The 10,202-nt window shown below is 45.2% G+C and carries 20 protein-coding genes; all 20 read right to left on the bottom strand.

Features of this window, described 5'->3' with window-relative positions; genetic code table 11:
* Window positions 1-47 precede the first annotated feature (47 nt).
* Complete coding sequence (locus WEIDD23_RS03100) at window positions 48-947, bottom strand: SPFH domain-containing protein (protein WP_010369317.1); 900 nt, start codon at window positions 945-947, stop codon at window positions 48-50.
* Window positions 934-1,143, bottom strand: coding sequence for an NfeD family protein (locus WEIDD23_RS03095; RefSeq protein WP_010369320.1), 210 nt, complete (start codon window positions 1,141-1,143; stop codon window positions 934-936). Before WEIDD23_RS03095 ends, WEIDD23_RS03100 begins: the two co-directional genes overlap by 14 nt.
* Window positions 1,133-1,348, bottom strand: a complete 216-nt coding sequence (locus tag WEIDD23_RS03090) for an NfeD family protein (protein WP_010369324.1) — start codon at window positions 1,346-1,348, stop codon at window positions 1,133-1,135. The genes WEIDD23_RS03095 and WEIDD23_RS03090 overlap by 11 nt, the downstream gene beginning before the upstream one ends.
* Before the next feature lie 297 nt (window positions 1,349-1,645).
* On the bottom strand, window positions 1,646-2,032 hold the full coding sequence (rplQ, locus tag WEIDD23_RS03085; RefSeq protein ID WP_004560241.1) for a 50S ribosomal protein L17: 387 nt from the start codon (window positions 2,030-2,032) through the stop codon (window positions 1,646-1,648).
* A 38-nt stretch (window positions 2,033-2,070) separates the two neighbouring features.
* Window positions 2,071-3,015: a DNA-directed RNA polymerase subunit alpha gene (locus WEIDD23_RS03080; RefSeq protein WP_010369333.1), complete on the bottom strand. Its 945-nt coding sequence runs from the start codon at window positions 3,013-3,015 to the stop codon at window positions 2,071-2,073.
* Between the two features lie 51 nt (window positions 3,016-3,066).
* Window positions 3,067-3,453, bottom strand: coding sequence for a 30S ribosomal protein S11 (gene rpsK, locus WEIDD23_RS03075; protein ID WP_004560243.1), 387 nt, complete (start codon window positions 3,451-3,453; stop codon window positions 3,067-3,069).
* A gap of 31 nt (window positions 3,454-3,484) precedes the next feature.
* A complete protein-coding gene (gene rpsM / locus WEIDD23_RS03070; RefSeq protein ID WP_010369336.1) occupies window positions 3,485-3,850 on the bottom strand; it encodes a 30S ribosomal protein S13 in 366 nt (121 codons plus the stop codon).
* A 52-nt stretch (window positions 3,851-3,902) separates the two neighbouring features.
* Entirely contained in the window at window positions 3,903-4,022 is a 120-nt protein-coding gene (gene rpmJ, locus WEIDD23_RS03065; protein WP_004560245.1) for a 50S ribosomal protein L36, read from the bottom strand.
* Between the two features lie 34 nt (window positions 4,023-4,056).
* Entirely contained in the window at window positions 4,057-4,272 is a 216-nt protein-coding gene (infA, locus tag WEIDD23_RS03060; protein WP_004560246.1) for a translation initiation factor IF-1, read from the bottom strand.
* 92 nt (window positions 4,273-4,364) lie between these two features.
* Entirely contained in the window at window positions 4,365-4,934 is a 570-nt protein-coding gene (locus WEIDD23_RS03055) for an adenylate kinase (RefSeq protein WP_010369344.1), read from the bottom strand.
* The gene (gene secY, locus WEIDD23_RS03050) at window positions 4,931-6,238 is read right to left on the bottom strand and encodes a preprotein translocase subunit SecY (protein ID WP_010369347.1); all 1,308 of its coding nucleotides are present in this window, start codon (window positions 6,236-6,238) and stop codon (window positions 4,931-4,933) included. The genes WEIDD23_RS03055 and secY overlap by 4 nt, the downstream gene beginning before the upstream one ends.
* On the bottom strand, window positions 6,238-6,672 hold the full coding sequence (rplO, locus tag WEIDD23_RS03045; RefSeq protein ID WP_010369350.1) for a 50S ribosomal protein L15: 435 nt from the start codon (window positions 6,670-6,672) through the stop codon (window positions 6,238-6,240). Before rplO ends, secY begins: the two co-directional genes overlap by 1 nt.
* Before the next feature lie 37 nt (window positions 6,673-6,709).
* Window positions 6,710-6,895, bottom strand: a complete 186-nt coding sequence (gene rpmD / locus WEIDD23_RS03040) for a 50S ribosomal protein L30 (RefSeq protein WP_004560255.1) — start codon at window positions 6,893-6,895, stop codon at window positions 6,710-6,712.
* Window positions 6,896-6,906: 11 nt separating this feature from the next.
* A complete protein-coding gene (gene rpsE / locus WEIDD23_RS03035; protein ID WP_004560257.1) occupies window positions 6,907-7,410 on the bottom strand; it encodes a 30S ribosomal protein S5 in 504 nt (167 codons plus the stop codon).
* Window positions 7,411-7,429: 19 nt separating this feature from the next.
* Window positions 7,430-7,786: a 50S ribosomal protein L18 gene (gene rplR / locus WEIDD23_RS03030; RefSeq protein WP_010369354.1), complete on the bottom strand. Its 357-nt coding sequence runs from the start codon at window positions 7,784-7,786 to the stop codon at window positions 7,430-7,432.
* A gap of 90 nt (window positions 7,787-7,876) precedes the next feature.
* Complete coding sequence (gene rplF, locus WEIDD23_RS03025) at window positions 7,877-8,413, bottom strand: 50S ribosomal protein L6 (RefSeq protein WP_010369360.1); 537 nt, start codon at window positions 8,411-8,413, stop codon at window positions 7,877-7,879.
* A gap of 31 nt (window positions 8,414-8,444) precedes the next feature.
* Entirely contained in the window at window positions 8,445-8,843 is a 399-nt protein-coding gene (gene rpsH, locus WEIDD23_RS03020; RefSeq protein WP_010369363.1) for a 30S ribosomal protein S8, read from the bottom strand.
* Between the two features lie 44 nt (window positions 8,844-8,887).
* Entirely contained in the window at window positions 8,888-9,430 is a 543-nt protein-coding gene (gene rplE / locus WEIDD23_RS03015) for a 50S ribosomal protein L5 (protein ID WP_010369366.1), read from the bottom strand.
* 29 nt (window positions 9,431-9,459) lie between these two features.
* Window positions 9,460-9,768, bottom strand: coding sequence for a 50S ribosomal protein L24 (rplX, locus tag WEIDD23_RS03010; RefSeq protein WP_062358748.1), 309 nt, complete (start codon window positions 9,766-9,768; stop codon window positions 9,460-9,462).
* A 32-nt stretch (window positions 9,769-9,800) separates the two neighbouring features.
* A complete protein-coding gene (gene rplN / locus WEIDD23_RS03005) occupies window positions 9,801-10,169 on the bottom strand; it encodes a 50S ribosomal protein L14 (protein WP_004560264.1) in 369 nt (122 codons plus the stop codon).
* Window positions 10,170-10,202 lie beyond the last annotated feature (33 nt).

Below are 10,202 nucleotides of genomic sequence, written 5' to 3'. Positions count from 1 at the left end.
CTTCGCAGCTAAAAATTGCTGCGAAGGTCTTTTTTATTATTATTCGGTTAGTCTGATAGCGGCTTAACCGGCTGATCTACTTTATTAGTGCCTAACAGCGCGCCAGCGACCTTTAAATCACCAAGTGCGTCAATGGCCGTATTAGGTACAATAACCGTGTTAGCGGGGCTCTTAGCCACATCACGGAAAGCATCAATATTTTGGGCAGCCAAATAATTGCCATCAACCTGACTCAGAATCTCATTAGCCTTCTGAATACGATAAGCCTCAGCATCCGCAGCCAAGCGAACCGCTTTCGCATCGGCTTCAGCGGTTGCAACTAGCGCATCATTCTTAGCTTTCGTCGTGAGTTCAATTGAACGCGCTTCACCTTGCGCTCGTGCAATGGCAGCCTCACGTTCACGGGTTGCATTAATTTGCTTATTCATCGACTCTTGGATTTCAGGTGTTGGTTGAATTGTATCAATGTTAATACGATCCACATTTACCCCATAAGCATCCGTAATCGACCCCAATTCGCGACTCAAAGCGGCGTTAATTCGCTCTGTCCCGTTCAACACATCGTTCAAATCCATCGTACCAATAATCCCACGTAGATGTGCACGTGATTGCTGAATCATTGACTTCACGGAGTCCGCATTCTCAAATGTAAACTTATATGGATTTGTGACGTGGTAATTCAATGACAGTGAAATGATGACTTCCGCATTATCCTGCGAAATAACACTTTGTTCACTTAGTCGAATTGGTACCTGGGCAAGATCAACACGATCAACGTGCGTAATGACTGGTACAACGACATGCAGTCCTGGTTCAATTTGTTTTTGATATTTACCAAGCACAGAAACCATGCCAACCATATTTTGGGGAATAATGCGGACCCCGGTAAATAAAATCACCCCAATAATTAATACAACGATAATTGCTAAAATACTAAATACTATCATCACCCAAGTCTCCTTTTTGAACGATTAATTGGTTACCAACAATGTCTGCCACATAGACCACATCACCAATAGATACTGGTACATCACTCTGAAGTTGATAATAAATACCATTCACTCGTAACATACCGACATCATAATTATCATGATCTAAAACAAACGTTTGATGAAGCAACCGCTGATCGAAATTATAACTCACTATCAGTCCCCCGCGATGGTACTTTTTCCAGAATCAATGTCTCCCCGACAACACGAGCAACGCGAACTGTATCCCCCATCTGCACCCCATCCAAACAACGGTATTGATAGCTTTGCCCATTAATTGTAATTTTGTTGTTTGTAAAACTACCTGGCGTTAAATGAATCGTCATTTGAAAAATAATATCATCTAATTGTAATGCCATAATATGGTACCCCCATCTCATTTATTACACTCAGTATAGACTTTTTATAACGAAAAATAAATAAGGATGCCTTGAACCTGGATAGTAGCACACTATCTAGTCACAAGGACCACAAAAAGCCCTGTTCAGTTTAAGAACAGGGCTTTTGTAAAATATCTCTAGACACAAAAAAACCTCACACGTTACCGGTGCGACATCACTGCCATTCAACCTAGACTTGGCTACTGCCATCATCGTAACGGTTTATACCATGTAACATGAGAGATTTCATTGTTTTGTATTAATTAACCAATGAAATTAGTCAACCAATTCCAAGATAACCATTGGTGCAGCGTCTCCACGACGTTGTACCGTCTTCAAGATGCGAGTGTAACCACCTGCACGGCCCTCAAAGCGAGGTGCAACATCGTTGAACAAGTGTTGCAAAGCCGTTTCTACCTTGACCTTGTTATCTTCAGTCGTTTGTACGTCAGCAACGACGTTACGTACGAAAGCAGCGGCCTTACGGCGTGAAGCCAAGTCACCACGCTTACCCAACGTAATCATCTTTTCTGCAGTACGGCGAACTTCCTTAGCTCGAGCTTCTGTCGTTTGAATGCGACCGTTGATCAACAAAGCAGTCGTCAAATCACGCAACATAGCCTTACGTTGTGAGCTAGTACGTCCCAACTTGCGGTATCCCATGAGTATGTCCTCCTTTACTTGGAATTCTATCGTTTAATCTAATCTTCCTTGCGGAACCCTAAACCGAGCACTGCCAGCTTTTCCTGGATTTCGTCAAGTGATTTCCGACCGAGGTTTCGTACAGACATCATTTGAGTTTCTGTACGCTCCGTCAACTCTTGTACAGAGTTGATCCCGGCCCTTTTGAGACAATTATAAGAACGAACTGACAAGTCCAACTCTTCAATAGGAGTGTCGGCATGCTTGCTAGTTGGTGCTTCTTCCTTGTCTACCATCACTTGTGTGTTAACCGCACGTTCTGACAACTCAACGAATGAGTTCAAGTGGTCTGACATGATGCGAGCTGCCAATGAAATAGCTTCAGTAGCAGTCAATGATCCATCAGTCCAGATGTCCAAAGTCAACTTGTCAAAGTCATCACGGTTACCCACACGCGTGTTCTCAACTTGATAGTTTACGCGTTCGATTGGGGTAAAGATTGAATCAATTGCTAGAACGCCAATTGGCATTTCATCATGCAATTCCTTATTCTGGTCCGCAGACACATAACCACGTCCGCGTTCTGCAGACAAAGTCATGTGCAACGTAGCCCCAGCCGCAACAGTGGCAATGTGAAGGTCCTTGTTCAAAATCTCCACATCACTGTCACCAGCGATGTCGCCGGCCGTCACAGTAGCGGGACCGGTTACGTTAACTTCGAGCGTCTTCTCTTCATCACTGTCGATGCGCATTGAAACCTTCTTGAGGTTCAAAATGATTTGCGTAACGTCTTCAACGACACCTTCGACCGTTGAAAACTCGTGCAAAACGCCATCAATTTGTACTGAATTGATTGCCGCACCAGGCAATGAAGACAACAATACACGGCGTAGGGAGTTACCCAAAGTAGTTCCGTAACCACGTTCAAGCGGCTCAACCACAAACTTACCGTAATTGCTATCCTCTTCAACCAGCGTAATCTTTGGGTTTTCGAATTCAAGCATACTGTTTGTTACCCCTTTCAAAGCATTGTGTGAACTAGTTGCAACTGGCAATTAGACACGACGACGCTTTGGTGGACGTGAACCGTTGTGTGGTACTGGAGTAACGTCCTTAATAGACGTAACTTCCAAACCAGCAGCGGCCAACGCACGGATAGCGGCTTCGCGACCTGAACCAGGTCCCTTAACAGTGACCTCAACAGTCTTCATGCCGTTTTCCATAGCACCCTTGGCAGCAGCCTCAGCAGCCATTTGCGCAGCAAATGGCGTTGACTTACGGCTACCCTTAAATCCAAGAGAACCAGCTGATGACCAAGCAACGGCGTTACCTTGAACGTCGGTGATCATCACGATCGTGTTGTTGAACGTTGCGTGGATGTGTGCAACACCTGACTCAATATTCTTCTTTACACGACGCTTACGATTAGTACGACCTGCCATAATCAAGTAATCTCCTTTCCTTAAAAATTAATTACTTCTTCTTACCTGCAATTGCAACAGCTGGGCCCTTACGCGTACGGGCATTGTTCTTCGTGTTTTGACCACGAACAGGCAAGCCCTTACGGTGACGGATACCACGGTATGATGCAATTTCTTGCAATGCCTTAATGTTCAATGAGACTTCACGACGCAAGTCACCTTCCACCTTAATACCGTCTACGACGGCACGGATGGCGTCCTCTTGGTCGGGAGTCAAATCACGAACACGAACGTCTTCAGAAACCTTAGCTTCTTCCAACACCTTCTTGGCAGTTGCGTTACCGATTCCATATACATATGTCAATGCGATCACGACACGCTTGTCGCGAGGCAAATCAACACCAGCAATACGAGCCATTACGATTACCTCCTATACAAAGATTTAATAAGTTTTACGACCAAAATGCAAATTATGCACCTTGACGTTGCTTGTGCTTAGGGTTTGCAGAGCAAATCACCATCACACGACCGTTACGCTTGATAACCTTGCAGTTATCGCACATAGGCTTAACAGATGGACGAACCTTCATGGTATTTACCTCCCTTGGATATTTTTATGGTTGACTACTTAAAGCGGTACGTAATACGTCCCTTAGTCAAATCATATGGCGACATTTCAACCGTCACACGATCACCAGGCAAAATGCGAATAAAGTTCTTACGAATCTTCCCTGACACGTGAGCTAGAATGGCGGCGCCGTTTTCCAATTCAACGGTAAACATGGCATTTGGCAAAGTTTCCTTTACCACACCAGAAATTTCAATAACATCGTTGGCCACGTTGCTGCCTCCTTAGTTGTGACAATGGAGAACGTAACAAGTTATTATAACATGCTTACTTGTAATTAAACAATAAAAGCTTCGTTAAATAATTAAGCGTTCTTCAAATTATCAAGTAACGTCTTTACATCAGCGAACACTACATCAAGCTCGCGAGCACCATCGATCTTGTTCAAGATACCCTTTTCGGCATAGAACTCAGCGATTGGCTCAGTAAGCTTTCCGTTAACGTCCAAGCGATTCTTAATCACTTCAGGCGTATCGTCTGCACGGCCACGGGCCATCATACGATCAACCAAAACATCAGTATCAGCTGTGAAGTAAAGAACACCGTCCAATGAACGACCGTCCTTTGCCAACATCTCATCCAATGCCTTCGCTTGGTCCAAGTTACGAGGGAATCCATCAAGGATGAATCCAACCTTCGTATCCTCTTCTGCCAAACGTTCGGCAACGATACCGTTCGTAACTTCGTCAGGGACCAAGTTACCGGCATCCATGAATGACTTTGCCTTCAACCCAAGTTCAGTTTCGTTAGCCATAGCCGCACGGAACATGTCGCCCGTACTGATGTGCGGCAAGTTGTACTCTTCCACAATCTTGGCAGCTTGGGTACCCTTACCAACACCTGGCAAGCCCAATAGCATGATATTCAAACTCATTTTGCTTCGACTCCTTCTTGAATAAATCCAACATATTGCCGCTTCATCATCAATCCTTCAAGTTGGCGAATCAGATCAATTGCCACACCAATGACAATCAATACTGATGTTCCTGACATTCCAAGGTTACTATCCAACCCGAAGATGTGTGTTGCTAGGATAGGTGCCAAAGCAACGAATCCTAGGAACAAAGCGCCGACTACTGACAAACGCATCAGCAGACCTGACAACCACTTCTCAGTGGCGCGGCCAGGCCAGACGCCCACGATGTAACTACCTTGCTTTTGTAGGTTCTCAGCAACCTTTTCAGGGTTAACCTGAACAAAGGCATAGAAGAACGTAAACAAGACAATCAACAACGTGTATACAATACCACCTTGCATTGTCTGCATTGATAGGTATTGCATCAAAGTGTTGTACCAACCTGCATCCGCAAACTTAGTTGCAAAAGCTTGCAAAATCGTTTGTGGCGTTACCAGCAATGATGAAGCGAAGATAACAGGGATAACACCCGCAACATTAATCTTCAACGGCAAGTAAGATGAGTTACCTGAACCCGTTGAACGACGTGTATATTGCATTGGAATCTTGCGAATCGCTTGGTTAAACCACGTAACAAACGCGATAACCAAGATAAAGATCAACAAGATACCAGCCAAGAATGCCCACCCACGCGCTGGGTCGTCACCTTGGAGAACGTGTTCCTTGAACAGTTGGTATACACCTGCTGGCACACGCGCAATGATACCAGCAAAAATCAACATTGAGACACCTTGACCGAGTCCGCGCTCAGTAATCATCTCACCCAACCAAACGGCAAACATTGTTCCCGCAGTTAAGATGAAACCGATCAACAAGTACGTTTCCAAATTTGGCGTCTCTACCAATTTAACTTGACTCAGTTGATTGAATCCAGCGGTGATTCCAATAGATTGGACAAACGCTAGAACAATGGTCAAATAGCGGGTCACTTGGTTCAACTTGCGTCGACCAACTTCACCTTGTTTCGACCATTCAACAAATCGTGGCACAATATCCATTTGTAGGAGCTGTACCACGATTTGTGCAGTAACGTATGGTGAAACTCCCATTGCGAACAATGAGTAGTTTGTAAGACCACCACCGCTAAACATATTCAAAATGCTGCCGAGCCCAGAATTTGCTACCTCAGTAAGTGCGGCCGTGTTAATACCCGGCACAGTAATGTAAGCACCCAATCGGTAAACAATCAGAATCCACAAAGTAAAGAACAACTTCTTGCGAATGTCCTTTTCCTTCAGTGAATTGAGCACGGTTTTCAGCATTAGATCACCTCAGTCTTACCACCGGCAGCTTCAATAGCCGTAACAGCAGCGGCTGAGAACTTGTTAGCCTTAACAGTCAATGACTTTTCCAATTGACCGTTTGCCAAGATCTTAATGCCACTCAATTCGTTCTTAACGATACCAGCTTCGACCAACAATGCTGGTGAAACTTCAGTTCCGTTATCGAATTGGTTCAATACGTCAAGGTTTACAACAGCGTATTCCTTGCGGTTGATGTTCGTGAAACCACGCTTTGGCTTACGACGGAACAAAGGCATTTGTCCACCTTCAAAGCCCAAACGTACCTTACCACGAGCCTTTTGACCCTTTTGACCACGTCCAGCAGTCTTACCGTTACCTGATGACTCACCACGTCCAACACGGTTGCGGACGTTGCGTGAACCTTCAGCAACTTGGAGTTCATTAAGCTTCATTAGGTTGTACCTCCTTCAAAGCAATCTATTTATATGCTTACTTAACTACTTCAACAGTAACCAAGTGAGCAATCTTAAACACTGCACCACGCGTTGCTGCGTTGTCAGGCAACACGACTGATGATGACACCTTGTTCAAACCAAGGGCCTTAACAATCGCACGTTGCTTTGGCAAACGGTGGGCAGCACTCTTAACAAGAGTAATCTTAACTTGTTCAGCCATTTTCTGCCTCCTTAATCTGCCAAGTGCTCAAGTGAGACCTGACGCAATTCAGCAACTTCTTCAGCGTTCTTCAATGAGTTGATTGCATCGAAAGTTGCGCGCACAACGTTAATTGGAGTTGATGATCCCAATGACTTTGCAGTCACGTCGGCAACACCAGCCAATTCCAAAACGGCACGAGCAGCACCACCGGCTGCCACTCCAGATCCTTCAACGGCTGGCTTAAGCAAGATGCGACCACCGCCAAAGACACCATTTGCAGAGTGAGGAAGGGTCGTACCAACAGTTGGAACTGCAACGATGTTGCGCTTTGCAGCTTCAACGGCCTTGCGAATAGCTTCAGGCACTTCTTGTGCCTTACCAGTACCAAAACCAACGTGTCCGTTACGGTCACCAACAACTACCAAAGCAGCGAAACGCAAGCGGCGTCCACCCTTAACAACCTTGGTAACACGGTTGATGGCAACAACGTTTTCTTCAAGCTCGCCGAGCTTGTTTGCATCGATAAAAGCCATGTTAAATTTCCTCCTTCCCTTAGAACTTCAAACCAGCTTCACGCGCAGCTTCAGCCAAAGCTTGCACACGACCGTGGTACAAGTAACCACCACGGTCAAATACAACAACTTCGATGTTAGCAGCCTTGGCGCGTTCTGCGATCAAAGCTCCAACCTTTGCTGCTTGTTCAGTCTTTGGAGCAGTCTCAACTGACTTGTCCAAAGTTGAGGCACTAGCAAGCGTCACACCCGCTACGTCATCAATTAATTGCGCGTAGATGTTCTTGTTAGAACGGTAAACGTTCAAGCGTGGGCGCTCAGCAGTACCAGAAATCTTTCCACGAACGCGCGTGTGTCGGCGTTGACGCACCTTGTTCTTGTCTGACTTCGTAATCATGTTCGTAACCTCTTTTATATATATTCGAAAGATATACTAACAAGTAAATCCCGAGACGTTGCGCCCGGGCCTTAAGCTATAAGCTTAAGATTACTTACCAGTCTTACCTTCCTTACGTGCAACGTATTCGTTCTCGTAACGGATACCCTTACCCTTATATGGCTCAGGTGCGCGTACGGCACGGATTTCAGCGGCCAAGTCACCAACAAATTGCTTGTTGATTCCTTCAACCGTGATCGTAGTTGAATCAGGAACTTCAACGGTCAAACCTTCACGGGCCTCAAACTCAACAGGGTGTGAGTAACCAACGTTCAAGACAAGCTTGTCGCCTTGCTTAGCAGCACGGTATCCGACACCGACCAACTTCAAAGTCTTCTTGAAGCCATCAGTTACACCTTCAACCATGTTTGCAACGTTAGCGCGAGTAGTTCCGTGAAGTGCCTTGATACGTCCTTCATCTGAAGGACGAGTGAACGTTACTTCCGTACCGTCCACAGTGAACTCGATTTGTGAAGCGACTTCGCGTGAAAGTTCACCCTTAGGTCCCTTAACAGTAACGACGTTACCTTCGCGTGACAATTCAACGCCAGCAGGCAAAGTCAAAACCTTGTTACCAATACGACTCATCGGTAGACACCTCCTTATTAGATTTTATTTATTACCAGACGTAAGCCAATACCTCGCCACCAATCTTCTTGGCGCGAGCTTCCTTATCGGTGATGACACCTTCAGAAGTTGAGATGATAGCGATACCCAAGCCGTTCAAAACCTTAGGTACAGCATCTGCCTTGACGTATGAACGCAATCCTGGCTTTGAAATACGCTTCAAACCAGTGATAACGCGAGTCTTGTCAGTACCGTACTTAAGGAAGACACGGATGACACCTTGCTTGTCATCTTCAATGTATTCAACGTCGCGAACAAAGCCTTCGTTCTTCAAGATCTCGGCGATGTCCTTCTTGATCTTTGATGCAGGAACTTCAACTGAATCGTGGCGAACCATGTTCGCGTTACGAATGCGAGTCAAAAAATCTGCAATTGGGTCAGTCATTGACATTGATGTTTGCCTCCTATTATTAATTACTGTAAATCAGTGAATGATTACTTTGCGAAAGGCATACCCAATTGAGTAAGCAATTCACGACCTTCTTCGTCAGTGTTGGCAGTCGTAACAACGACAATATCCAAACCACGGACACGGTTAACTTGATCGTAATCAATTTCTGGGAAAATAAGTTGTTCACGAATTCCCAACGTGTAGTTTCCACGACCATCAAAGGCCTTTGGTGAAACTCCACGGAAGTCACGAACACGTGGCAATGAAACGTTGATCAACTTATCCAAGAAGTCGTACATACGCTCACCACGCAAAGTAACCTTAGTACCGATTGCCATACCCTCACGCAAACGGAAGCCAGCGATTGACTTCTTAGCGCGAGTGATAACTGGCTTTTGACCAGCAATCAATTCCAATTCAGCAACAGCTTCATCCAAGTTCTTTGAGTTTGATACAGCGTCACCAACACCCATGTTAAGCACGATCTTTTCGATCTTAGGTGCTTGCATGATTGATGAGTACTCAAACTTTTCGATCAATGAAGGCGTTACTTCATTGACGTACTTTTCCTTCAAGCGATTTGCCATGATAATGATTTCCTCCTTTCACCTAGAAATTATGCCAAAGTCGCTCCAGACTTCTTAGCAAAACGTACCTTCTTACCATCTTCAACCTTGTAACCAACCTTAGTTGGTTCGTTAGTAGAAGGGTCAAGCAATTGTACGTTTGAAACGTGGATTGGAGCTTCAAGCTCAACAATTCCACCTTGTGGGTATTGGTTGTTTGGCTTTTGGTGCTTCTTTACAATGTTCACACCTTCGACAACAACACGGTCCTTGGCGGCCAAAGTCTTTACGACTACACCTTCCTTGCCCTTGTCCTTGCCGGCGATAACCTTAACCTTGTCACCAGTCTTCACAAACATGCGAGGCTTCCTCCTTGATTTAATGATGGTAATTACAATACTTCAGGTGCCAATGACACAATACGCATGTAATCATTGTCACGCAATTCACGCGCAACAGGTCCGAAGATACGAGTACCTACAGGGCTCTTGTCATCCTTTACGATGACTGCAGCGTTCTCATCGAACTTGATGTATGAACCATCAGCACGGTGAACTCCTGAAACAGTACGAACGATAACAGCCTTAACGACGTCACCCTTCTTTACAGTACCACCAGGAATAGCTTGCTTAACAGTTGCGACGATCATGTCACCGATACCGGCGAACTTACGACCTGATCCACCCAAAACCTTGATAGTCAAGATCTCACGTGCACCAGAATTGTCAGCAACCTTCAAACGACTCTCTTGTTGAATCACGATTTTGTCCTCCTTCCGTTATTGGTAAGATTC

The sequence above is a fragment of the Weissella sp. DD23 genome (assembly GCF_001579105.1).
Classification (GTDB): Bacteria; Bacillota; Bacilli; order Lactobacillales; family Lactobacillaceae; genus Weissella; species Weissella cibaria.
Note: the sequence above shows the minus strand (reverse complement) of the source record. Positions and strands in the feature narration are given on the sequence as shown.

Excerpts from the sequence above, each read along its gene's own strand:
- WEIDD23_RS03100 (WP_010369317.1), bottom strand. The coding sequence starts at position 947 with ATGATAGTATTTAGTATTTTAGCAATTATCGTTGTATTAATTATTGGG.
- WEIDD23_RS03090 (WP_010369324.1), bottom strand. The coding sequence starts at position 1,348 with ATGGCATTACAATTAGATGATATTATTTTTCAAATGACGATTCATTTA.
- rplQ (WP_004560241.1), bottom strand. The coding sequence starts at position 2,032 with ATGGGATACCGCAAGTTGGGACGTACTAGCTCACAACGTAAGGCTATG.
- WEIDD23_RS03080 (WP_010369333.1), bottom strand. The coding sequence starts at position 3,015 with ATGCTTGAATTCGAAAACCCAAAGATTACGCTGGTTGAAGAGGATAGC.
- rpsK (WP_004560243.1), bottom strand. The coding sequence starts at position 3,453 with ATGGCAGGTCGTACTAATCGTAAGCGTCGTGTAAAGAAGAATATTGAG.
- rpsM (WP_010369336.1), bottom strand. The coding sequence starts at position 3,850 with ATGGCTCGTATTGCTGGTGTTGATTTGCCTCGCGACAAGCGTGTCGTG.
- rpmJ (WP_004560245.1), bottom strand. The coding sequence starts at position 4,022 with ATGAAGGTTCGTCCATCTGTTAAGCCTATGTGCGATAACTGCAAGGTT.
- WEIDD23_RS03055 (WP_010369344.1), bottom strand. The coding sequence starts at position 4,934 with ATGAGTTTGAATATCATGCTATTGGGCTTGCCAGGTGTTGGTAAGGGT.
- secY (WP_010369347.1), bottom strand. The coding sequence starts at position 6,238 with ATGCTGAAAACCGTGCTCAATTCACTGAAGGAAAAGGACATTCGCAAG.
- rplO (WP_010369350.1), bottom strand. The coding sequence starts at position 6,672 with ATGAAGCTTAATGAACTCCAAGTTGCTGAAGGTTCACGCAACGTCCGC.
- rpmD (WP_004560255.1), bottom strand. The coding sequence starts at position 6,895 with ATGGCTGAACAAGTTAAGATTACTCTTGTTAAGAGTGCTGCCCACCGT.
- rpsE (WP_004560257.1), bottom strand. The coding sequence starts at position 7,410 with ATGGCTTTTATCGATGCAAACAAGCTCGGCGAGCTTGAAGAAAACGTT.
- rplR (WP_010369354.1), bottom strand. The coding sequence starts at position 7,786 with ATGATTACGAAGTCAGACAAGAACAAGGTGCGTCAACGCCGACACACG.
- rplF (WP_010369360.1), bottom strand. The coding sequence starts at position 8,413 with ATGAGTCGTATTGGTAACAAGGTTTTGACTTTGCCTGCTGGCGTTGAA.
- rpsH (WP_010369363.1), bottom strand. The coding sequence starts at position 8,843 with ATGTCAATGACTGACCCAATTGCAGATTTTTTGACTCGCATTCGTAAC.
- rplE (WP_010369366.1), bottom strand. The coding sequence starts at position 9,430 with ATGGCAAATCGCTTGAAGGAAAAGTACGTCAATGAAGTAACGCCTTCA.
- rplX (WP_062358748.1), bottom strand. The coding sequence starts at position 9,768 with ATGTTTGTGAAGACTGGTGACAAGGTTAAGGTTATCGCCGGCAAGGAC.